This window comes from Pseudomonas sp. GM74, from assembly GCF_000282455.1.
Taxonomy (GTDB): Bacteria; Pseudomonadota; Gammaproteobacteria; order Pseudomonadales; family Pseudomonadaceae; genus Aquipseudomonas.
Genome location: NZ_AKJG01000135.1, coordinates 1 through 21,416 on the forward strand (window position 1 = coordinate 1; position 21,416 = coordinate 21,416).

General features: G+C 62.1%; 19 protein-coding genes and 1 pseudogene. 5 read left to right on the plus strand and 15 right to left on the minus strand.

The window, feature by feature from the left end; all coding sequences use genetic code 11:
- Nucleotides 1-85 precede the first annotated feature (85 nt).
- Nucleotides 86-1,102 carry a succinylglutamate desuccinylase/aspartoacylase domain-containing protein gene (locus tag PMI34_RS04615; RefSeq protein WP_008053078.1) on the minus strand — a complete coding sequence of 339 codons (1,017 nt, stop codon included), beginning with the start codon at nt 1,100-1,102 and terminating at the stop codon, nt 86-88.
- A gap of 171 nt (nt 1,103-1,273) precedes the next feature.
- On the opposite strand from PMI34_RS04615, the pseudogene PMI34_RS28430 reads away from it, so the two are divergent.
- A pseudogene (locus PMI34_RS28430) lies at nt 1,274-1,759 on the plus strand (TetR family transcriptional regulator C-terminal domain-containing protein); the annotation flags it as partial.
- Here PMI34_RS28430 and PMI34_RS29415 read toward each other — a convergent pair.
- The 6 genes from PMI34_RS29415 to PMI34_RS04580 form a co-directional block, all read right to left on the minus strand.
- Nucleotides 1,715-2,719: a DMT family transporter gene (locus PMI34_RS29415; RefSeq protein WP_008053088.1), complete on the minus strand. Its 1,005-nt coding sequence runs from the start codon at nt 2,717-2,719 to the stop codon at nt 1,715-1,717. The pseudogene PMI34_RS28430 and the gene PMI34_RS29415 overlap by 45 nt on opposite strands.
- Nucleotides 2,719-3,417 carry an ABC transporter permease subunit gene (locus tag PMI34_RS04600; protein WP_008053090.1) on the minus strand — a complete coding sequence of 233 codons (699 nt, stop codon included), beginning with the start codon at nt 3,415-3,417 and terminating at the stop codon, nt 2,719-2,721. The genes PMI34_RS29415 and PMI34_RS04600 overlap by 1 nt, the downstream gene beginning before the upstream one ends.
- Nucleotides 3,418-3,435: 18 nt before the next feature.
- The gene (locus PMI34_RS04595; protein ID WP_008053091.1) at nt 3,436-4,149 is read right to left on the minus strand and encodes an ABC transporter permease; all 714 of its coding nucleotides are present in this window, start codon (nt 4,147-4,149) and stop codon (nt 3,436-3,438) included.
- Nucleotides 4,150-4,290: 141 nt separating this feature from the next.
- Nucleotides 4,291-5,073 carry a transporter substrate-binding domain-containing protein gene (locus PMI34_RS04590; protein ID WP_008053092.1) on the minus strand — a complete coding sequence of 261 codons (783 nt, stop codon included), beginning with the start codon at nt 5,071-5,073 and terminating at the stop codon, nt 4,291-4,293.
- A 27-nt stretch (nt 5,074-5,100) separates the two neighbouring features.
- Entirely contained in the window at nt 5,101-7,104 is a 2,004-nt protein-coding gene (locus tag PMI34_RS29555; protein WP_008053094.1) for an aminotransferase class I/II-fold pyridoxal phosphate-dependent enzyme, read from the minus strand.
- 157 nt (nt 7,105-7,261) lie between these two features.
- Nucleotides 7,262-8,680, minus strand: coding sequence for an MFS transporter (locus tag PMI34_RS04580; RefSeq protein WP_443216135.1), 1,419 nt, complete (start codon nt 8,678-8,680; stop codon nt 7,262-7,264).
- Between the two features lie 193 nt (nt 8,681-8,873).
- Between PMI34_RS04580 and PMI34_RS04575 the strand changes: the two genes are divergently transcribed.
- On the plus strand, nt 8,874-9,761 hold the full coding sequence (locus PMI34_RS04575; RefSeq protein WP_008053096.1) for a LysR family transcriptional regulator: 888 nt from the start codon (nt 8,874-8,876) through the stop codon (nt 9,759-9,761).
- A gap of 15 nt (nt 9,762-9,776) precedes the next feature.
- Here PMI34_RS04575 and PMI34_RS04570 read toward each other — a convergent pair whose 3' ends face one another.
- Nucleotides 9,777-10,229, minus strand: a complete 453-nt coding sequence (locus PMI34_RS04570; RefSeq protein ID WP_008053098.1) for a cupin domain-containing protein — start codon at nt 10,227-10,229, stop codon at nt 9,777-9,779.
- Nucleotides 10,230-10,412: 183 nt separating this feature from the next.
- The gene (locus PMI34_RS04565; RefSeq protein ID WP_008053099.1) at nt 10,413-10,928 is read right to left on the minus strand and encodes a winged helix-turn-helix transcriptional regulator; all 516 of its coding nucleotides are present in this window, start codon (nt 10,926-10,928) and stop codon (nt 10,413-10,415) included.
- A gap of 99 nt (nt 10,929-11,027) precedes the next feature.
- On the opposite strand from PMI34_RS04565, the gene PMI34_RS04560 reads away from it, so the two are divergent.
- Nucleotides 11,028-11,660, plus strand: coding sequence for an isochorismatase family cysteine hydrolase (locus tag PMI34_RS04560; protein ID WP_008053100.1), 633 nt, complete (start codon nt 11,028-11,030; stop codon nt 11,658-11,660).
- Nucleotides 11,660-13,225: an aldehyde dehydrogenase (NADP(+)) gene (locus tag PMI34_RS04555; RefSeq protein WP_008053101.1), complete on the plus strand. Its 1,566-nt coding sequence runs from the start codon at nt 11,660-11,662 to the stop codon at nt 13,223-13,225. The genes PMI34_RS04560 and PMI34_RS04555 overlap by 1 nt, the downstream gene beginning before the upstream one ends.
- Nucleotides 13,226-13,420: 195 nt before the next feature.
- Here PMI34_RS04555 and PMI34_RS04550 read toward each other — a convergent pair whose 3' ends face one another.
- The 4 genes from PMI34_RS04550 to PMI34_RS04535 all read right to left on the minus strand — a co-directional run bounded on the left by PMI34_RS04550 (nt 13,421) and on the right by PMI34_RS04535 (nt 19,730).
- Nucleotides 13,421-14,839: an efflux transporter outer membrane subunit gene (locus tag PMI34_RS04550; RefSeq protein ID WP_008053102.1), complete on the minus strand. Its 1,419-nt coding sequence runs from the start codon at nt 14,837-14,839 to the stop codon at nt 13,421-13,423.
- Nucleotides 14,836-18,030: an efflux RND transporter permease subunit gene (locus PMI34_RS04545; RefSeq protein WP_008053103.1), complete on the minus strand. Its 3,195-nt coding sequence runs from the start codon at nt 18,028-18,030 to the stop codon at nt 14,836-14,838. Before PMI34_RS04545 ends, PMI34_RS04550 begins: the two co-directional genes overlap by 4 nt.
- A gap of 12 nt (nt 18,031-18,042) precedes the next feature.
- Complete coding sequence (mexE, locus tag PMI34_RS04540) at nt 18,043-19,284, minus strand: multidrug efflux RND transporter periplasmic adaptor subunit MexE (RefSeq protein WP_008053104.1); 1,242 nt, start codon at nt 19,282-19,284, stop codon at nt 18,043-18,045.
- 140 nt (nt 19,285-19,424) lie between these two features.
- Entirely contained in the window at nt 19,425-19,730 is a 306-nt protein-coding gene (locus PMI34_RS04535) for a LysR family transcriptional regulator (protein WP_008053109.1), read from the minus strand.
- Nucleotides 19,731-19,879: 149 nt separating this feature from the next.
- On the opposite strand from PMI34_RS04535, the gene PMI34_RS04530 reads away from it, so the two are divergent.
- Nucleotides 19,880-20,521 carry a TetR/AcrR family transcriptional regulator gene (locus PMI34_RS04530; protein WP_008053111.1) on the plus strand — a complete coding sequence of 214 codons (642 nt, stop codon included), beginning with the start codon at nt 19,880-19,882 and terminating at the stop codon, nt 20,519-20,521.
- Here the strand turns inward: PMI34_RS04530 and PMI34_RS04525 are convergent.
- Together PMI34_RS04525 and PMI34_RS04520 are read right to left on the minus strand one after the other, a co-directional pair.
- The gene (locus PMI34_RS04525; RefSeq protein WP_238538823.1) at nt 20,501-20,812 is read right to left on the minus strand and encodes a hypothetical protein; all 312 of its coding nucleotides are present in this window, start codon (nt 20,810-20,812) and stop codon (nt 20,501-20,503) included. The two genes, PMI34_RS04530 and PMI34_RS04525, sit on opposite strands and share 21 nt — an antisense overlap.
- A gap of 32 nt (nt 20,813-20,844) precedes the next feature.
- Entirely contained in the window at nt 20,845-21,162 is a 318-nt protein-coding gene (locus tag PMI34_RS04520) for a hypothetical protein (RefSeq protein ID WP_008053113.1), read from the minus strand.
- Between the last annotated feature and the right edge of the window lie 254 nt (nt 21,163-21,416).

Below are 21,416 nucleotides of genomic sequence, written 5' to 3' on the forward strand. Positions count from 1 at the left end.
CTGGCTTGCCAGCGATGGCGGCGGCACGTTCACCATCGCATCGCCGGCAAGCCGGCTCCCACAGGGGTTGTGTGTGTGATGTTGGCTAGTTCGGGTCGAGCAAGCCGCCACTCCAGTGACGCGACACCCGGCTGCCGGTGAATTTCGCCACGCCCATGCCCTGGGCGATCAGTCGGTCGCGATAGCGCGTGACCAGGCGCCCCGCTTGTTCGGCATGCAGGACCACTTCGGAGGACGGATCGCCCGGGGTTCTGAGGATCCGGGCAAAGCGCTGCCCTTCTTCGACGAAATCCCCCAGCTCTTTTTCGAAGATCAGCACGCCGGGTTGCGGGGCGATGATGGTTTCCATGTGGCCCATTTCCACGGCCTCGACAGGCCAGTCTGCAGGCGCCACGGACTCATCGATGACGCCGTAACCGCACAGCCAGTTGTACAGCCCTTCGGCATCCGACTCGGCGAAGCGGTCGTTGACATCGCCCTGCCCGCGCAGCTCCAGGGTCGCGGCCATGCGCCCTGCTGTGACGCCGTCGTGTATCCACGGGGCGATGATGGTTTCTTCGAAGGAACCGTCGCCGCCGTCATCCCAGATGATCGCCACGTCCATCTTCATCGCCGCCGCCAGTTCGCGACCGCGGGGCCAGAAACTGCGGTGTACGTAGAGGTACGGCAGGGCCTCGTCGTCGGTGTGCAGGTCGAGCATCACGTCGGCCGGGGCGGCCAGTTGCACCAGTTGCTTTTGCCATTGCTGGACGCAGGTCGAAGGGCGCGCCATGGCTGCCGACTGGTCGAACGCGCGATTGAAGTTGTGCCCGGTCGCGTCGTGGTAACGCCCGAGAATCCGGCCTTGGCGAAACTGGCCGATGCCCAGTGGATTGGCTTGTGGCACCACGGTCACCTGGCCTTTGAGCCGGCCTTGGGCTTCGGCGATCTGTAGCCGTTGCATCAGCACATGCAGGACCAGCATCCCGGCGATTTCATCGGCATGCACCCCGGCCTGCAGGTGCACGTTCGGCCCGCTGCCATCGCCGGCATAGCGCCAGGCACCGACCCGCACGGCATCGCCGTTGTTGTTGCTGACACTGAACGAAATATCCTGCGGCATTGGTTTTCCCTCCCGTCATGACCGTTGAAAAACGCTGTATCGCAGCTGGCGAGGCTGGTGATTGAACAGGTGTTCAACTAAGCTCGACAGCGTGAAAGCTCATCCAGGGACAGCCTTGTGACAACCGATGCCCCGAAAAACCGTCGCGCCGAACCCGAAGACCGCCGCGAAATGCTGGTGGCGGCCACCCTGCGCTGCCTGGGCCGCGACGGTCACGCCGGGATCTCCGTGCGGCGCATCGCCACCGAAGCCGGGGTGTCCGTGGGTTTGCTCAACCATCACTTCGGCAGCATCGAGGCACTGATCGCCGATACCTACCAGCGGCTCGCGAGCGAATTGACCTGCGCCCTGCTCCAGGAAATCGAACAGGCCGAGACGCCTGCGCAGAAGATCGATGCCTTCCTGGAAGGCTCGTTCTCGCCCAGGGTCATGGACCCGAAACTGCTCGGCGTGTGGGTGGTGTTCTGGAGCCTGATCCGTCACTCCGAACACGTCAGCCAGTCCCACGAAAAAAGCTACCGCGCCTACCTCGATCTGATCCGCCAGTTGCTCGACGGCCTGGCGGCCAGCGAAGGCTTCGTGATTCACGACTCGCGCCTGGCCGCCATCGGCCTATCGGCGATGCTCGACGGTCTCTGGCTCGAGTGGTGCCTGAACCCCGAGACCTTCAGCGCCGCCAACGGACTGCATATCTGCCGTTGCTGGATAAAGGGGCTGCGTCACGGAGCATTCAGCACCGACGACGTCCTGTGACGGGTGCCGGCCGAAGATCATCGCCAGGGTGCCACTGACCGCGATCAACCCGGCGCCGATCATCAGTGACGTGTCCATCAACGTGCCCCAGACCAGGCTCGATAGGGCAAACGCCCAGATCAAGCCGGTGTATTCGAACGGTGCGAGCAAGGTCGCGGTGGCGCGGCGGAAACTGGCGAACAACAGGAACTGGCCGATGCCGCCCACCAGGCCGGCGCCGAGCATGCCCAGCCAGGCCGGTGTCGGCGAGGGTGTGTAAGTCCACGGCAGGGCCACCGCCATGCAAATCACAAACACCACGTTGGTGATCAGCATCTGTTCCAGCACGGAGGTCTGGTCATCCACCTGACGCAGCTGGATGTAGGTGAACGCCCAGCACATCGCCGCCAGCAGGGTCAGGACGATCGGCAACGGATCGGTCATGTGGTCGGGACGACAGGCAATGACCACCCCGACGAACCCGATGATCAGGCTGAACCACTGCCAGCCGCTGGCGCGCTCCTTGAGAATCACTGCCGCCAGCACCGTGACCATGATCGGCGCGGAAAAATACAGGGTAGTCATCTCGGCCAGGGTCAGGTCTCGGGCCGCTGTGTAGTACAGCACCCAGGCCACTATCGACAGCAAGCCGCGCACCACCAGCAGGCGCCGGCTCGGTGAATGCCAGGCCCGCTGGATAACCCGCGAACGCCCCGCCAGCAGCACGGCCACGACCACCACGGCGGCGCGCCAGAACAGAATGGTGACCACCGAATAGTCGGCCACCAGCCACTTGATGACCGCATCCTGCAACGACAGGAACGCATAGCCGAGGGTGCACAGGCCAATGCCCTGCAGCGAGCGGTCGACGTTGGACGAACTCATCAGGCGGACCTGCGCACGGGCGTTCCGCGCCGCTCGGCGAAGGTAAACAGCGCTTCGATCAGGAAGGTCAGGCAGACGTAGACACCGGCCACCAGCAACAGGGGTTCGTACACTTGCAGGGTTTGCGCGCGGACCACGTTGGCGGCGCCGAGCAGGTCGATCACGGCAATGGTCGAGGCCAGTGCCGTGGACTTGAGCAGCATCACGGTCTCCCCCGCGAGGGTCGGCAACAGCAGACGCAGGGCCCGGGGCAAGCGCACCCGCAGCAACGACTGGCGCGCCGTCATGCCAAAGGCCGAGGCCGCTTCCATCTCGCCCTTGGGCACCGCCAGCAGGCCACCGCGAATCACTTCGCCGACATAGGCCCCCATCGACACCACCAGGGCGAACACGATGTACCAGTAACCGTCTCGCAGGTACGGCCAGAGGAAGCTGCCGCGAATCAGCGGGAACTGGGCAAACAGGCTGCCCAGCCCGTAGTAGTAGATGTAGATCTGGATCAGCAACGGCGTGCCGCGCGTGACGCTGGTGTAGAACAGGCTGACCTTGGCGATCACCTTGTTTTTCGAGATCCGCGCCAGCGCCACCAGCACCGCCAGCAGGTAACCGAACACACTGGAGACCAACAGAATGATGAGGGTGGTTTGCAGCCCCCGGCCCAACAGCGCCCCGTATTCAACTATCCACGCTGGAATCATTTCATTCTCTCTGCCGGTTCAGTCAACAAGAGGCATCCAGCGACGAATACGTCGCTCCAACCGTCCCGAAAGATAGTTCGACGCCAGCGTCACCGCGTAGTACAGCGCGGCAGCCGTGAGGTAGAACAACAGATAGTGGCGCGTCGAACCCGCGCCTTGCTTGGCGGTGTACAACAGCTCGTTGGTGCCGACCACGCTGATCAGCGCGCTGTCCTTGATCAGGTTGATCCACAGGTTGGCCATCCCGGCCATGGCGTAAGGCGCCATGATCGGCAGCGTGACCCGGCGGAACAGGCCGAAACCGTTGAGGCCGAACGCCTTGGCCGCTTCGATCTGGCCGAAGGGAATCGCCTGGATCGCCGCGCGGAAAATCTCCGAGGCGTAGGCGCCCTGCACCAGCCCCAGCACGACGATGGCCGCCAGCGGACCGCTGACATTCACCACGCCGTAGCCGAGTTCGGTCATCAGCGAGTTGAGGAGCATGGAGCCGACGTAGTACAGCAACAGAATCAGCAGCAATTCCGGCACCGCGCGGAACAAGGTGGTGTAGCCGCGCATCAGCGCTGCAATCGGTTTCGGCGCGCCCAGCTTGAGGCACGCCACCACCAACCCGATGGCCAGCCCGAGCACAAAGGCCCCGGCGGAAATCTGCAGGGTCATCCAGAGCCCCTTCAACAGCGCACTGCCCCATCCCTGCTCGGTGAAATTGATCAGATCGAACATTGCCGGCATATCAGTCTCCCCTGATCCTGTGGGAGCGAGCTTGCTCGCGATGAGGCCATGCCAGTCAATATCAAGGGTGACTGAACCACCGCTATCGCGAGCAAGCTCGCTCCCACAGGTTTTGCATTTACTTCAGGACCTGTGTTCAGGTCAGAACGCCGGCTTCACGCTGGTGCCGAAGTAGCTCTGGGACAGGTCGTCGTAGTCCTTGCTCGCCAGCAACTCCTGGATGGCCTTGTCGAGTTTCGCCTTGAGCTCGGTGTCGTCCTTGCGCAGGCCGGCGCCTACGCCTTTGCCGAAGATCGGGTCATAGGGCACGGTGCCGAGGTAGGCCAGGTCCTTGGCATCCGGGGTCTTGACGAAGGCGGCCATGGCGGTGCCGTCGGCCATCATCAGGTCGATGCGCCCGGCAATCAGGTCGGCGTTGGCCGAGTCCTGGGTGTCGTAGTACTTAACGTCGGCGATTTTTTCGTAGTAGGTCTTCAGGTAGCTGGCGCTCACGGTCGAGTTCTGCACGCCGATGATCTTGCCCTTGAGGTCATCCGGGTACTTCTTCACCGATGCTTCTTTCGGGCCGACGACGGCAATCGCCGAGTCGTAGTAGGCCTTGCTGAAGGCGATCTGTTTTTCCCGTTCTTCGGTCACCGACATCGAGGAAAAGATCACGTCGATCTTCTTGGCCAGCAGCGATGGAATGATGCCGTCCCACGCCACTTCCTTGATCTCGCAATCGGCTTTCATTTCGCTGCACAGTTTGTGGATCAGGTCGACTTCGAAGCCTTTCCACTCACCATTGGCTTGTTTTTCGGTGTACGGCGGATAGGGTTCCGCTGCCACCGCGAACCTGATCGGTTGCGCTTGGGCGGCACTCATGCCGACCAGCATTACGCAGGCCGCACCGGTCAACCAGTTTGCAAAACGTCGATTTCCCATGTTGTTTTCCCGTCTTTTTATGATGAGTTAGCGAGTCTGATGAGCGTTGACGAATTGCCGGCAACGCTCGCTGCGTGGGTGTACGAACACTTCGTCCGGCGAACCGGTTTCCTCGATCAGCCCTTGATGCAAAAAGGCGACTTTGGAAGAGACATCGCGTGCGAACGCCATCTCATGGGTCACCAGGATCATGGTCCGGCCTTCTTCGGCGAGGGAGCGGATCACCCGCAGCACTTCCCCGACCAGTTCCGGGTCGAGTGCCGAGGTGGGCTCATCGAACAGCATGACCTTGGGCCGCATGGCCAGGGCCCGGGCGATGGCCACCCGTTGTTGCTGTCCCCCGGAGAGAAACGCCGGGTACTCGTTGCGCTTGGCCGCAAGGCCTACGCGTTCGAGCAGGGCTTCGGCCCGTTCGGTGGCCTCCGCACGGCTTTCACGCAGGACCTGGGTCGGCGCTTCGATGAGGTTTTCCAGCACCGTGCGATGGGGCCAGAGGTTGAAGTTCTGGAACACCATGCCCAGGCTGGAACGGATACGCACCAGCTGCTTGGCGTCCGACACCAGCGGTGCGCCGGGACGATTCTGGTTAAGATGAATGCTTTCGCCATCGACCAGGATGCGCCCCTGGTCCGGCACTTCGAGCATGTTGATGCAGCGCAACAAGGTACTTTTGCCCGAGCCGCTGGCACCGATCAGGGAGATCACCTCGCCCTCGCGGGCGGTCAGGGAAACGCCCTTGAGCACTTCGATATTGCCGAAGCGTTTGTGCAGGCCATCGACCTCGATCATGGTCTTGGCGGCGACCGGTTCGACGGTCGCGGTACTGGTCACCGTGCCGATCACCGGCCTGGGCGCTTCACCATTGAGCACCTGGACAAAGCCGCGAATGCGCTGGCAGGCCTGGGCCAGTCGCTCTTCGCTGAGGGTGAACGACAGCCGTACAAACCCTTGGGCCGGCTCACCGAATGCTGCCGCATCCAGCACCGAGACACCGGCTTCGCGCAGCAGGCGCCAGGCGAATTCCAGCGAGGTCAGGCCGGTGCCGCGCACGTCCACCAGCACGAACATGCCGGCATCGGGGTTGAGCACGCTGATGCCCGGGCAATCGGCCAGGCCGGACACCACCAGATCGCGGCGCCGACGGTAAATCTCGCGCATGCCGTGGGTGACGTCATCGTGGGACTGCACGGCCTTGAGCGCCGCTTCCATGACGAAACCGGGCAAGCCGTACAGCATGCTCAGCACCAGGGTTTCGACATGATTGACCAGGGCTTCGCTGGCCACGACCCAGCCGATGCGCCAGCCGGTCATGGCATGGGATTTGGACAGGCTGCCGATCACCACGCAGCGCTCGGCCATGCCCGGCAACGCCGCCAGGCTCAGGTGTTCACGCTCGTAGGCGAGGCTCTCGTAGACCTCGTCCACCACCACCCACAGGTCATGGGCGATGGCGAGTTCGGCGATGGCTTGCAGCTCTTCGCGGCCCAGCACCACGCCGGTGGGGTTGTTCGGGTTGGAGAAGAAAATCGCCCGGGTGCGCGGGGTAATGGCCTTGGCCAACACGGCGGCATCGAGGCGGAAACCCTCGTCCGCCGCGCAAGGCACCCGCACCAGCGTGGCGCCGGACGCCTTGAGCGTCGCTTCGTAAGTAACGTACATCGGATCGAAGGCAATCACTTCGTCGCCGGCACCGAGCAGGCACATCGAGGTGGCGAACAAGGCGTTCTGCGCACCGGCCGTGAGAATGACGTTGGACGCCTGCAGTTCGCGGTCGATCAGTTGGCTGTAGCGGCCGGCGATGGCCTCGCGCAGGGCCTGGCGACCGGCGATTTCGGTGTAGTGGGTATCCCCTTCGCGCAAGGCGTGGATGGCGGCATCGGTAATGAAATCGGGGGTGGGGAAATCCGGGTCGCCGACACTGAGGATGATCACGTCCTCGCCTTTGCGCTGTGCCGCGTTGGCCGCGTAGTGAATATCCCAGGCGGCAACGCCTTGGCCACTGATCCGCTCTACAAAGGGTGAAAACCGCATGCCAGTGCCTCGTTCGAATTGAAGAAACGCAAGCCCGCAACCAGCCGGGGGAAGGTGGCCCTCAACATAGTCCAGACTGAACACTCGTTCAACAGAAAACTCACAAGGCTTCGCGTTCAGCGTAAACAGGTCGTTTTCACGACAGTCGCGCCGTTTTTCAGCACGACGCGATCAAGCGACGTGAAACGATTTTGCTGACCGCGCCAATCGCCAGCGCAATGACGATCAACCCGGCGGCAACGGCGAACGTCAGCCGCATCCCCTGTGCGATGGCCTCAGGCTGTGCCAGCAAAATATCTTGGCTGGCCGAGCCGAATGCGAACACTGCGCCCATTACCGAGGCGCCCGTGATCAGCCCGAGATTGCGCGACAACCCGAGCAACCCGGAAACCACACCACGCTGCTGCGACTCAACATCTGCCATCACAGCGGTATTGTTCGCCGCCTGGAACAGCGCATAGCCGGCCGTGAGGACCACCAGCGGCGCGAGGTAGCCGACTACGCCGACGCTCATCGGCACGACGGGAAGGATGCAAGCGCTGGTCAACATGGCAATCAGCCCGACCGTGCTCGAACGCTGCGCGCCCAATTGGTCGACCAGGCGTCCGGAGGGCACGCCGGCCAATGCCGCCACCAGCGGCCCGGCCGACATCACCAGCCCGACACTCGCCGCGCTCAAACCCAGTGCGCCCGACAGATAGAACGGCCCGACTACAAGGGTGACCATGACCACCGTGGTCACCAGGGTGCTCATGGCGAACCCCGCGCTCAGCAGCGGATTGCGCAACATCGCCAGTTTGACCAGTGGCGACGCGGCGGTCTGCTCGACGAGCACGAACACAATCAGCCCGATCACCGTGGCCAGCATCAACGCCGTATTGAGCGGACCGAAGCTACCGCGCCCAAGGGTCATGGCCAGCGCGTAAGCCAACAGGGTCAGGACCAATACCAGAGCGCCAAGCGTGTCGAAATCGGGTCGAGTGGGCGTCATCTCGTGGCGATCCTGCGGCAAAAAGCGCCAGGCCAGTCCGATCGCCAGGACACCCAGGGGCAGGTTCAGCAGAAAAATCCCCTGCCAGCCCCCCTGGTCAATCAACACGCCGCCAAGCATCGGCCCCAGCGAGGTGCCAATCGCCGACATCGTGCCGAGCACGCCCATCGCGCTGCCCATTTTTTCCTTGGGTACCGCCCCGCTCACCAGTGCCATGGTCAGCGCCATCATGGTCGCCGCACCGACGCCCTGTAAGGCCCGGGCGGCAATCAGCAACCACAGATTGGGCGCCAGGGCGCACAGGAGCGAGGCGACGGTGAACAGCGCAATGCCGATCAGCAGCAATCGCCGCCGCCCCAGGAGGTCACCGAGCCGGCCGACGCTGACGATCAGCGCGGTGATGCTCAGCAAGTAGGCGAGCACCACCCACTGCACGGCCTGGAACGACGCTGAAAACGCCTCGGCCAGTGTCGGTAAACCCACGTTGGCAATGCTCGTGCCCAGGGATGACAGCAGCATGGACAGCGACAGGCTGGCCAGCGCGCCCCGAATCGATATGGACTTCATTTTCTCGCGACTCCGCAAATAGATTGTCTGGAGCGTAAGCCCGCACCTAATATGGCGGAAGACGCAGCATTTGCACTTTATACGTGCATACAACGCCACACATAAAAAATGTGGGAGCGAGCTTGCTCGCGATGGGGCCCTGCCAGTCAACATTGATGTCGACTGAAACTCTGCAATCGCGAGCAAGCTCGCTCCCACAAGGATTCACTCAATGCCAGACCTGAATCTGCTGATCACCCTGAACGTGTTGCTCGAAGAAGGCAGCGTGGCCCGCGCCGCGCAGCGTTTGCGCCTGAGCCCGTCCGCCATGAGCCGGGCGCTGGCGCGGTTGCGCGAAACCACGGGCGATCCGCTGCTGGTGCGGGCTGGGCGCGGACTGGTTCCCACACCCCGGGCGCTGGAGCTGCGTGAACGGGTCGGCGCGCTGGTGCAGGACGCCGAAGCCGTCCTGCGCCCCGCCGAGGCACTGGACCTCGATCAACTGGTGCACACCTTCACCCTGCGCACCAGCGATGGCTTCGTGGAAAATTTCGGACCGCCACTGATCGCCCGCATCCACCAGGAGGCACCCGGTGTCCGCCTGAATTTCGTGCAGAAGCTGAACAAGGACAGCACCTTGCTGCGCGAAGGCGCGGTGGATCTGGAAACCGGTGTGATCGGCGAATCCACCAGCCCGGAGGTGCGGACCCGGATGCTGTTTCGCGACCGGTTCATTGGCGTCGTGCGCAAGGGCCATCCACTGGCTCGAGGCGAGATGACAGCGGTTCGTTATGCCGCCGCCCGGCACATCCTGGTCTCACGCCGGGGCCACGAAAAAGGCGTCATGGACGACGCCTTGAATGAGCTGGGACTGAAGCGCGACATCGCCACCATTGTCGCCGGTTTCTCTTCGGCGATTGCCTTGGCGCGGGCTTCGGACCTGGTCGCCAGCGTACCGCAGCGGCACGTCGGCAACCTGTGCCGGGGGATGCACTGCTTTGCCCTGCCCTTCCCCACGCCAACGATCACGGTTTCGATGCTGTGGCACCCGCGCATGGATGCCGACCCGGCCCATCGCTGGCTGCGCGGTTGTGTGTGGGAGGTGTGCAGTTCGCAATGACCCGGCGGCCCTCGCCTACTCCTTCAGGATAAGCAGCGGCTCGCCTTTGTTCACGATGTAGGTCGCCAGCTCCGAGGCCTTGCCCTGGCCCACGTTCTTCGCCACATGGGCGACGCCTTCGGGGATATACAACGAGTCACCGGCCTTGAGCGTCACCGGTGCCCGCCCTTCCAGTTGATACTCAAAGGTGCCGCTGATCACGTGCGCCACCTCGACACCGGGGTGAGCATGTTTGGGCGACGTCACGCCCTGATCGAAGTCCACGAGCACCTGAAGGACTTCACGGTTGGCGGCGCCCAGGTCTTCGCGTACCAGGTCGGTGCGATGCAGGCCCTGCTGCCAGCTTTTCATCGCCGGGGCCGGCTGAGCTTCCTGGGCTTGAGAGAGGCTCGCAAAGGTGGCGAGCCCTGCGGCGGCCAGGACCAGACCAAGCTTGCCGAGGGTGTGACGGGTGTGGGTACGCAACATTGTCTTTCCTCCAGTTGAACCACGCCGGACCGCGCCGAAAGTGGCGCGATGCCGGTGGTTACATTGGAAGGCCGCCGTGTATCGCCCGGGTGTCGGGAAACGGCGGTTTTGTATGCCCGGGTAACGGCGGGCGTTGCGGATACCTGCGGATACAAACCCGCAACTGCGGGCACGTCGTTGGCCTTATTCCCCCGTCGCCCCGCGATTGCCCTTGAATGCGTCGCGCCGGGCGCTACGTTCGGCGACATAGGCGGCACTCGGTTCACTGATCAGGTCTGCGCGACGCAAGGGCTGCCCGCAATGGGCGCACAGCGGACCGAGCCCGGCGGGTTCGCCGCAACTGCGGTGGGTATAGACCACCGCCAGGCCTTCCTCGGGCGACTTGCACCAGGTTTCGCCCCAGGCCCGCAGCGCCAGGACCACCGAGTAGAACCCGTCGCCTTTTTCCGTGAGGTGATATTCGTAGCGTTTTGGCCGTTCGCTGTAAGCGCGGCGCTCTACGAGCCCGTCGGCCTCCATGCTCTTCAAGCGCGCCGCGACCATTTGCGGCGTACCGCCGGTCTGCGCCTGGATGTCATCAAAGCGGTGGCTGCCCATGAACAACTCACGCAGGACCAGCACCGTCCAGCGGTCGCCCACGACGGCTTCGGCCCGGGAAATCGGACACAGGGTTTCAGAAACGGTTGTTTTCACCGACATGCGGTATTGCCTCTTTCCTAGTTACTATGATTATCATATCAACGTAAATTCCAAGCAACTACACTTCACCATCCACGGATTCTTTTGCGGAGAACCACCATGCCCAGCGCCACCTACCCTCTTGACCGGACGGCCTATCTGCTGGTCGACCCTTACAACGACTTTCTGTCGGATGGCGGAAAGATCTACCCCTTGATCGAGCCCATTGCCAGGCAAGTCGGCCTGCTCGACAACCTGCGCACGCTTGATCGCACCATTCGTGCACTCAACATTCCGGTGGTCATCGTACCGCACCGCCGCTGGGAAAAAGGCGACTACGAAAACTGGGATCACCCGAGTCCCACCCAGTGCAAGGTCATGCATATGCATCACTTCGCACGGGGCGAATGGGGCGGTGAATGGCACCCCGATTTCGCGCCGAAGGACGGCGACATCGTCGTTCAGGAACATTGGGGCTCCAGCGGCTTTGCCAATACCGACCTCGATTTGCGCCTCAAGCAAAAGGGTATCACCCATGTGATCATCGTCGGCCTGCTGGCCAATACCTGCATCGAGGCAACCGCCCGTTACGCGCAGGAACTCGGCTATCACGTCACCCTGGTACGGGATGCGACCGCCGCCTTCAAGCCGGAAATGATGCATTCGGCTCACGAGCTGAACGGCCCGACCTTCGCTCACGCCATCCTGACCACCGATGAACTGGTTGCCGCGCTGGCACAGGCAGGTGCGTGATGCAGTTGACCGGCAAACTGCTGATCGGCGCCAGCGATGTCGCCGCCAGCGAAGGCACACTGAAGGCGCTCAATCCCGCGATCAACCAGCCGATTGAACCGGCTTTCGCACTGGGTAGCGTGGCCGATGTCGACCGGGCGGCGACCCTGGCCGATGAAGCATTCGATGTCTACAGCCATACCCCGCTTGCCGTGCGGGCGGCGTTTCTCGAACGCATTGCCGACAATCTCGATAGCGTTCGCCAAGCGCTGGCCGCACGGGCCGCCCTCGAAACCGGCCTGCCACAAGCGCAGCTGGAAGGCGAGGCAATCAAAGCGGCCACCCAGTTCCGCCAGTTCGCCGATGTGGTGCGCACGGGCCGCTTCCTGCAACTGGCCATTGACCCTGCACAACCGGAGCGCCAGCCGCGCCCGCGCATGGATCATCGCCTGCAAAAAATCGCCATCGGCCCGGTGGCGATCTTCGGCGCGAGCAACTTCCCCATCGCCTACTCGGTGGCCGGCGGCGATACCGCGTCGGCGCTGGCGGCGGGTTCGACCGTCATTCTCAAGGCGCACAACGCGCATCCCGGCGCCTCGGAAATCCAGGCCCGCGCCATCCGCCAAGCGGTGCAAGACAGCGGATTGCCCGAAGGCGTGTTCTCCATGGTGCGTGGCTCCGGCAATGCCATCGGCGAGGCGCTGGTCGATCATCCGCTGATCAAGGCCGTGACCTTCACCGGTTCCGAACAAGGCGGCATGGCGCTGTATCGGCGTGCGCAGTTGCGTCCCGATCCGATTCCGGTCTTCGCCGAAATGACCAGCGTCAACCCGACCTTCATTCTGCCCCGGGCTCTCGCCGAACGCGGCGCGCAGATCGGCGATGGCTTTGTCGAGCGCATGCTGGTCAACGTCGGGCAAGCCTGCCTCAAACCGGCCATTCTGATTGCCGTCGAAGGTGCTGGATTTGCTGCGCTGCGCCACGCCATGAGCAAACGCGTGAGTGACGCACCGGCACGCACGATGCTGACACCCGGCATCCATGGGGCGTACCTGAAGGGACTGTGCGCAATGGAAAACGCCGGCGCCAGCCTCGTCGCCGTTGGCTCGGCATCCACCGCAGAAATCGATGGCCGCTCGGCGCTGTTCGAGGTCGATGGTCAACATTTTCTCGCCGAGACGTTGCTTTCGCAGGAGGTATTCGGCCCGTCCGCTCTGCTGGTGAAGGTCAGGGATGAGGATGAACTGTTGCGAGTCGCACGCTCATTCAAGGGGCAACTCAGCGCGACCCTGCATCTTGAACAGGACGATTTGCCACTGGCCCGTCGCGTGCTGCCAACCCTGGAGCGACGCACCGGGCGCATCGTGGTCAACGCCTTCGCCCATCCGCAGGAGGTGTGTTTCGCCACCGTGCATGGCGGGCCGTTTCCGGCCACCTCGGACAGTCGCTTTACTTCGGTGGGCATGACCGCCATCGAGCGCTTCCTGCGCCCGGTGGCTTACCAGGGGTTTGCGGATGAGCTGCTGCCGGAGGTTTTGCGTGAGGGCAATCCCTTGGGGTTGCCGCGTCTTGTGGACGGTCATTGAACGAAAATGCGTCTGGGGCCACCGTTGACTGTGGGAGCGAGACTGCTCCTGCATTGGTGTTGCGCCAAACACAGTTCTTTTGCCCACTGAAAATCCCTGTGGGAGCGGGCTTGCCCGCGAAAGCGGTAGTTCAGCCACCGATGTTGTTGGCTGTGCCGACGCCTTCGCGAGCAAGCCCGCTCCCACAACGGTCAGTCAGTCGAGTTTCGCAAGTTTGGTTTCGCCGCTGTCCCATCCGCCCCCCAGGGATTTGTAGATCGCCACAATGGCCCGGTACTGATCGGTTTCACCCAGTGCCTGGGCATCCTCTGCGTTCAGCCGCTCACGTTGCGCATCCAGCAACACCAGATAGTCCACCACCCCTTCCTTGTATTGCGTCGCCGCCAGATCGGCCGCTGCGCGACTCGACTCGCTTTGCCTGATCAACGACAGCAAGCGTTGCTGGCGTTTGCCGTAGTCGCTGAAGGCGTTTTCCGATTCTTCCAGTGCGAGCAACACCTGTTGCTCATAGGTCGCCAATGCCCCCTCGGCGTCGGCGTTTGCGCCACGAATGCGCGCCCGCACACTGCCCAGGTCAAACGCGGCCCAGGTGATGCTCGGCCCCAGGCTCCAGGCGCGGGCGGCACTGGAACCGATTTGCGAACCACGCCCCGCCGTGAACCCCAGGAACCCACTCAAGCTCACTCGTGGAAACAGGTCAGCGGTGGCCACGCCGACATCGGCCGTTGACGCCGCCAACCGGCGCTCTGCCGCGAGCACATCCGGGCGCCGGTGCAACAGCTCGCCCGGATCGCCAATCGGCAATGCCTTGGCGATGGCCGGCAAATCCTTTGGACTCAAGTCGATGCTCAGGGTCTCCGGGCGCTCGCCCAGCAGCGTGGCGATGCGGTTCTTGTGGTGCACCTGCTCCGCCTGCAGCTGCGGCACAGTCGCCTCGACGGCCGCCAACCGCGCATCGGCACGCACCACGTCGAGCTCGTTGCCCACGCCAGCGTCACGCAGATTCACCGTCACGGCGCGCGATTCACTTTGGTTCTTGAGGTTGGCCAGGGCGATCTTTTCCCGCAGTTGCGCACCCCGCAGCTGGCCATAAGCGTCCACCAGCTCGGCGATCATGCTCACCCGCAGTTGGTACAGGTCCGCCGCCGTGGCGTCTTCCCGGGCATCGCTGGATTCCAGTTCACGCTGGATGCGCCCGAACAGGTCGATCTCCCAGGCCATGTCCAGCCCCAGATCGTAGCGCTCGGTGTTGACCCGACTCTCGGTCAGGCCCGGCACCTGCGACTTGCCCTGCACGCTGCTGACCCGGCTGGTGACCACCGGCAGATTGTCGTTGCTGACGTCATCGCGGATGGCCCGGGCGGCTTTCCAGCGGGCGAAGGCCACGCGCAGATCGCGGTTGCCATTGAGCGCTTTGCCGACCAGCTGATTCAGCGTGGGGTCGTCGAATTGCTGCCACCACACCGTTTCGAAGCGCGTTTGATCGTAGTGGGCTCCTTGTGCCGAGACGACATGGGCAGGTGCCGTGTTGGGGGTCTTGTAATCCGGCCCGACGGTGCAGGCGGCCAATGCCGTGACCAGGAGGCCGGGAAAGAAGAGCCTGAAAGCGTTCATCCGTGTGCCTCCGAATCAACAACATTGAGTGCATGAACCCGGGCCGCCTTGCGCGCGGCTTTACGTTCGATGTAGCGACGAATCAGGACAAAGAACACCGGTGTCAGCAGCAACCCGAAGAAAGTCACGCCGAGCATGCCGGAGAACACGGCGATGCCCATGGCGCGGCGCATTTCCGAGCCGGCGCCGGTGGATGTCACCAACGGCACCACACCCATGATGAAGGCGAACGAGGTCATCAGGATCGGCCGCAGACGCATGCGGCAGGCGTCCAGTACGGCATCCAGCGGCGACAGGCCCTGGTCCTGCTTGTCCTTGGCGAACTCGACGATCAGGATCGCGTTCTTGCACGCCAGCCCCACCAGCACGATCAGGCCGATCTGGGTGAAGATGTTGTTGTCGCCCCTGGAGATGATCACCCCGGCAATCGCCGACAACAGGGTCATCGGTACGATCAGGATCACCGCCAGCGGCAGGCTCCAGCTTTCATACAGCGCGGCCAGTACCAGGAAGGCCAGCAGGACGCAGAGCGGGAACACCAGCAACGCGGTATTACCGGACAAAATCTGTTGGTAGGTCAGGTCGGTCCACTCGTAGGTCATGCCGTTGGGCAGTTCTTCCTTGAGCAGTTTCTCGATGGCTTTTTGCGCCTGGCCGGAGCTGTAGCCGGGGGCTGCACTGCCGTTGATTTCTGCGGTGACGAAGCCGTTATAGTGCGAGACCCGGTCAGGCCCCGACGTCGGGCCGACCTTGACGAAGGTGGCCAGTGGAATCATCTCTCCACGGTCGTTGCGCACCTTCAACTGACCGATCTGTTCCGGCTCCTGGCGGAACTGTTGCTCAGCCTGGACGTTGACCTGATAGGTACGGCCAAAACGGTTGAAGTCGTTGGCGTACAGCGAACCCAGGTACACCTGCAGCGTGTCGAAAATGTCGTTGATCGCCACACCGTGGGTCTTGGCTTTTTCGCGATCGATCGCGGCTTCGACCTGGGGCACATTCACCGTGTAGCTGGTGAACAGGTTGGCCAGTTCCGGCACGCTGCGGCTCTTGCCGATGATGTTCATGGTCTCTTTGTACAGCTCGTCGTAACCCAGGTTACCGCGGTCTTCGATCTGCAGGCGGAAGCCACCAATGGTGCCCAGGCCTTGAACCGGCGGCGGCGGGAACACCGCGATGTAGGCGTCTTGAATGCCACCGAACTTGGCGTTCAGCGAAGCGGAAATCGCTCCGGCGGACAGGCTCGGACTTTTGCGTTCATCGAAAGCGCTCAAGCCGATGAAGGCAATACCGGCGTTCGGGCTGTTGGTGAAACCGTTGATCGACAGGCCCGGGAAGGCCACGGCGCTGTCGAAGCCCGGTTCGTTCATGGCGATGGTGCTCATGCGCCGGATCACCGACTCGGTGCGATCCAGGCTGGCCGCATCCGGCAGTTGCGCGAAGGTCACCAGGTACTTTTTGTCCTGGGTCGGCACGAACCCCGTCGGCGTGGTGCTGAAGCCCATGTAGGTCAGGGCGATCAGGCCGGCATAGACCAGCAACGCCACGCTGCTGCCACGGATGACCTTGGACACGGTCCCGACATAACCATTGCCGGCCTTCTCGAACAGCCGGTTGAACGGCTTGAACAGCCAGCCACCGAACAGCCGATCCAGAATCCTTGAAAAGCGGTCCTTGGGTGCGCTGTGGGACTTGAGCAAAACCGCCGCCAATGCCGGCGACAAGGTCAGCGAGTTGAACGCAGAGATCACCGTGGAGATCGCGATCGTCAGGGCGAACTGTTTGTAGAACTGCCCCGTCAGGCCGGAAATGAACGCCGCCGGGACGAACACCGCGCACAGCACCAACGCCGTGGCGATGATCGGGCCGGTCACCTCGCCCATGGCTTTTTGGGTCGCTTCGACCGGATCGAGCCCCGTCTCGATATTTCGCTCGACGTTCTCCACCACCACGATCGCATCGTCCACCACGATACCGATGGCCAATACCAGGCCGAACAGCGACAAGGCATTAAGGGAAAAACCGAACAGGTGCATCACGGCAAAGGTACCGATCAACGACACCGGTACGGCGACCAGTGGAATGATCGAAGCGCGCCAGGTTTGCAGGAACAGGATCACCACCAGCACCACGAGGATCAGCGCTTCGAACAGCGTGTGAACCACCGCCTCGATCGAGCTGCGCACGAAGATGGTCGGGTCGTAGACGATCTCGTAGTCCATGCCTTCCGGGAAGCTCTTTTTCAGCTCGGCCATCTTCGCCCGCACCTGATCGGAGACGTCGATGGCATTGGAACCCGGGCGCTGGAAGATCGGCATCGCCACCGCTTCCTGGTTGTTGAGCAAGGCGCGCAAAGCGTACTGGTTGGAGCCGAGTTCAATCCGCGCAATGTCCTTGAGGCGTGTGATTTCGCCGTCCGGACCACTGCGGACGATCACGTTCTCGAACTCTTCTTCGGTGACCAGGCGGCCCTGGGAGTTGATCGACATCTGGAAGCTGGTGGCGTTGGGTGCAGGCGGTGAACCCAGTTGGCCGGCCGCCACTTGGCGGTTCTGTTCACGCACCGCATTGACCACATCGGTGGCGGTCAGGTTGCGTGACGCGGTCTTGTTCGGGTCGAGCCAGATACGCAGCGAGTAGTCGCCGATACCGAACATCTTCACGTCACCGATTCCGTTCAGGCGCGACAGCTCATCCTTGACGTTGAGGATCGCGTAGTTGGACAGGTACAGCATGTCGTAGCGCTTGTCCGGCGAGGTCAGGTGCACCACCATCGTCAGCTCGGGCGACGCCTTGTCCACGGTGATACCGATGCGCGTCACTTCCTCGGGAAGCTTCGGCTCGGTGCGGGTCACGCGGTTCTGCACCTGTACCTGGGCGTTGTCCAGATCGGTGCCCAGAGCGAAGGTCACGGTGAGCGTGAGTCGACCATCCGCCGTCGACTGCGAGGACATGTACAGCATGTTCTCCACGCCGGTGATGGCTTGCTCCAGGGGCGCGGCCACGGTTTCACCGATGACCTTGGGGTTGGCCCCCGGATAGTTGGCGTGAACGACAACGGTGGGTGGCACCACTTCCGGGTACTCGCTGATCGGCAACTGGAACAACGCGATGGCGCCGGCAATCAGGATCAGCAGCGAGAGCACCGCGGCGAAGATCGGCCGCGTGATAAAGAACCGGGAGAACTTCATGACAGTGTTCCTTTATCCGCGAGGCGAAACGGTTGTATCCGTTTTCACCAATGCCGGTGACGGAGCGACGGGCTGATTACCCGCCTCGACGGCCTGCCGCTGACGGGCCAGGTTGGCGACGGTTTGCGCGTCGGCCATCGGTGCGTCCTGAGGCGTGACCACTGCGCCGGGACGGACCCGTTGCAGGCCGTTGATGACGATCCGGTCGTCTTTCTGCAAACCGCTGCGCACGATGCGCAAGCCTTCGAGCTTCGGCCCCAGGTCGACACTGCGGTACACGGCCTTGTTGTCCTGGTCGATCACCAGCACGAACCTCTTGCCCAGGTCGGTGCCCACCGCTTCGTCCTTGATCAGCAGGCCGGCATAGGCCGCGCTGCCCACCAGTTTCAACCGGGCATACAACCCCGGGGTGTATTGACCGTCGGCGTTGTCGAACACCGCGCGGCCACGGATGGTGCCGGTCTTGGGATTGACCTGGTTGTCGACGAAATTCATCTGCCCCAGGTGGCTATTGCCCTCCTCGTTCGACAAGCCCATGTACACCGGCGTGGATTGACTGCGCCGGCCTTCACGGGAGAGCTGGCCGTACTTGAGGAACAGGCGCTCGTCGGCGTCGAAATAGGCGTAGACCTTGTCGGTGGAGACCACGCTGGTCAGCGCCGAGGTGTCGGCGGTGACGATGTTGCCGGCGGTGATATCAGCACGGCTGACCCGGCCGGTAATCGGTGCGGTGACGCGGGTGAAGCTCAGGTTCAGGCGTGCCAGATCGAGTTGCGCCTGTACCGCATCGACGGCGGCGCGAGCTTCCTGGGCGGTGGTGTTGCGCGTGTCGGCCAATTCCGCCGAGATCGCATTGCTGCTCAGCAGGCGCTGGCCCCGCTGCGCTTCATTGCCAGTTCGAACCAGCGTGGCGCGAGCCTGTTGCAATTGCGCCTCTAAACGATGCACTTCATGTTCGAACGGCCGTGGATCGATCTGGAACAGCAAATCCCCTTTCTTTACCGACTCGCCATCAGTGAAGGCGACACGATCGATCTGCCCCGACACCCGCGGGCGAACCACGACGGTTTCCGGTGCTTCCAGGCGGGCGGTGACTTCATCCCATTCGGTGATGGGTTGCTCGAGCACTTTGGCGACCGTGACAGGCGGCGCACCCGCAGCCTTGGCGGCATCGGGTGCGTGACCGCAAGCAGTGAGGGTCGCCAACGCCAATGCAGCAAGGGGATAACGCAAAGGTTTGAGTGGCTGTTGCATGGGTAGTGTCCGCCTGACGGTTTAGAGGTTGAAAAATTCTCGCCCCCACTGGGGACAGCGACGAATTGAATGGAGTGAACTTGGCTATCATCATTAATGATGACTATCATGTTTAAGGGCAAAAAAAACGAATGATCAGATCAAGCCTCTGAATCAACAGGGTTTTTATTGGAAGCCGTCAGACTGACGACAGCGCAGATACAGTCCAGTGCGGGTCCAAGAGTTTGCGCCACCTGCAAGGCTCGGGTGGTCGGTTCCATTTTGTGGCCAATGCGTTTAAACAGAGGGTCGTTGAACAGCGTACGCAATCGACTCAATGCGCCGCTGACCGCCGGTTGGCCCAGGGAAAGTCTTTGCGCGGCCCGAGTGACGTTGCGTTCCTGAAAGAGCGCCTCGAAAATCACCAGCAGATTGAGGTCGATACGACGCAGATCATGACGTTTCATGGGGCGGCACCCTGTGAGGTGTTCTGACTTGAGCCACGGGCTCGTCGGCCTGCAAAGCCATTGCCGCAAATTTATATTATGATCATCATCAATACCAGCCCCTCAGCAAAAAATTGCCAGGGCGCTCATCGGATGACAGGAACACACTCATGAAAGTGACGAAAGACCAGGCAGCGGCCAACAAGGAAGCGATCCTCGGCGCAGCCTCGAAGATGTACCGGGAAAAAGGCATCGACGGCATTGGTATCGGCGAGCTGTCCCGCTCGGTGGGCCTGACCCATGGCGGCTTTTACGGACAGTTCCCCGGCGGCAAGGAGCAGTTGGCGTCAGAGGCGGTCAGCCGCACATTCGAAACCAACATCGAAGACTGGCGAGCAGCCAAATCCATCCCCGAGTTGCTCAAGGGTTACCTGACCCAAAGCCACTTGAACAACTGGACCGAAGGCTGCCCGATCCCTGCCCTGGGAGCCGATGTCGCGCGCAATGGCGGTGCCATCAGCCACTCGTTCACCCAAGGCGTGCAAACCCTGATCGAAACGCTGATGCCATTGGTCGACGGCGAAACCGATGATGAAAAACACCAGGAGGCCTTGCGCATCCTGTCATCGATTACCGGGGCGATACTGATCGCCAGGGCCCTGGACAACCCTCGATTGTCGGAGCAGTTCCTGCAATCGGTGATCGATGCCTGGTCTGCCAGCGCTGAAAAAACAGCAGAAGACACGGACCACGAGCAGAGCTTGGCCGAGCTGGCGCGCGATCCCGGAGCCCTAACGAGCGATACTCGGTGATTGTTTTTTCCAGAGGATGCTTATCGCATCTGTTTCAAGCGTCAGGTTGTTACCGACCCTGAGCCAGAACAGTATGTCGTTAGGCGTTGATACACTGAAAAAGATCCAGTGCCCTGCCCCATCAGCCTTTTCCTCTACGTCTGCAACGTACAACGCGACCTCGCTTTCGCTAAGTTCCAGGGCATCGGAGATTTCTCGCTGTGTCGGCTTTCTTACGCTGCTCATGGTGAAATCCATTTCTTGAACAAAGTGCTGAAAGCATAGCTGAACACCAAATCCTGGAATCTCCACCTATCGCTTCCGGTCACGGAGGGCGCCTACGATCACGACCCTACGTGCGCAAGCTCTTCGTCAATGATTCGCTCTGCATTCTTCGCAGCGGTTGTCGCGAACTCGTAACAGACCCGGAAGTCCTGCTCCGTTACCGATGCAGATCCCTGCAAGTTCTCCAGGCAGCGCGTTAATGCATGCTTTATCAAGCCATCATTTAGAGCATTGCGGGCCGCCTCTTCACCTTCAACCGCTCGAATGGCAGCTTCGATTTCTTCGATCTGCTCAATCTTCGCCGCCAGCGCGACCTTGGCGAACTCATCTCGCTCGATGATTTTGGTCCAAGAGTGATCAACTATCAGCGTTTTCATTAGTAGCCCCTCTCTTGCGGACTCATGCCTGGTCATCAACCAATAGCCCACAAACTCGAATCACGCCAGCCGGTGAAGTTCAGTGGAGGCTGAGGTTGCGAATGAGCAGCACAGCGTCAGCTCTCGTCTCAACTTTTATGGCCCGGTGCTCGTCACCTACCTTGTGCGAGTCATCAGTGACGCTGTCGGTTAAGCAATTTCAGCCGCGACACCCTTTGTAGCAGCTGCCGAGCCCGCGAGGCTGCGTTCGGCTG

Excerpts from the sequence above, each read along its gene's own strand:
- PMI34_RS04615 (WP_008053078.1), bottom strand. The coding sequence starts at position 1,102 with ATGCCGCAGGATATTTCGTTCAGTGTCAGCAACAACAACGGCGATGCC.
- PMI34_RS29415 (WP_008053088.1), bottom strand. The coding sequence starts at position 2,719 with ATGAGTTCGTCCAACGTCGACCGCTCGCTGCAGGGCATTGGCCTGTGC.
- PMI34_RS04600 (WP_008053090.1), bottom strand. The coding sequence starts at position 3,417 with ATGATTCCAGCGTGGATAGTTGAATACGGGGCGCTGTTGGGCCGGGGG.
- PMI34_RS04595 (WP_008053091.1), bottom strand. The coding sequence starts at position 4,149 with ATGCCGGCAATGTTCGATCTGATCAATTTCACCGAGCAGGGATGGGGC.
- PMI34_RS04590 (WP_008053092.1), bottom strand. The coding sequence starts at position 5,073 with ATGGGAAATCGACGTTTTGCAAACTGGTTGACCGGTGCGGCCTGCGTA.
- PMI34_RS29555 (WP_008053094.1), bottom strand. The coding sequence starts at position 7,104 with ATGCGGTTTTCACCCTTTGTAGAGCGGATCAGTGGCCAAGGCGTTGCC.
- PMI34_RS04575 (WP_008053096.1), top strand. The coding sequence starts at position 8,874 with ATGCCAGACCTGAATCTGCTGATCACCCTGAACGTGTTGCTCGAAGAA.
- PMI34_RS04570 (WP_008053098.1), bottom strand. The coding sequence starts at position 10,229 with ATGTTGCGTACCCACACCCGTCACACCCTCGGCAAGCTTGGTCTGGTC.
- PMI34_RS04565 (WP_008053099.1), bottom strand. The coding sequence starts at position 10,928 with ATGTCGGTGAAAACAACCGTTTCTGAAACCCTGTGTCCGATTTCCCGG.
- PMI34_RS04560 (WP_008053100.1), top strand. The coding sequence starts at position 11,028 with ATGCCCAGCGCCACCTACCCTCTTGACCGGACGGCCTATCTGCTGGTC.
- PMI34_RS04555 (WP_008053101.1), top strand. The coding sequence starts at position 11,660 with ATGCAGTTGACCGGCAAACTGCTGATCGGCGCCAGCGATGTCGCCGCC.
- PMI34_RS04550 (WP_008053102.1), bottom strand. The coding sequence starts at position 14,839 with ATGAACGCTTTCAGGCTCTTCTTTCCCGGCCTCCTGGTCACGGCATTG.
- PMI34_RS04545 (WP_008053103.1), bottom strand. The coding sequence starts at position 18,030 with ATGAAGTTCTCCCGGTTCTTTATCACGCGGCCGATCTTCGCCGCGGTG.
- mexE (WP_008053104.1), bottom strand. The coding sequence starts at position 19,284 with ATGCAACAGCCACTCAAACCTTTGCGTTATCCCCTTGCTGCATTGGCG.
- PMI34_RS04535 (WP_008053109.1), bottom strand. The coding sequence starts at position 19,730 with ATGAAACGTCATGATCTGCGTCGTATCGACCTCAATCTGCTGGTGATT.
- PMI34_RS04530 (WP_008053111.1), top strand. The coding sequence starts at position 19,880 with ATGAAAGTGACGAAAGACCAGGCAGCGGCCAACAAGGAAGCGATCCTC.
- PMI34_RS04520 (WP_008053113.1), bottom strand. The coding sequence starts at position 21,162 with ATGAAAACGCTGATAGTTGATCACTCTTGGACCAAAATCATCGAGCGA.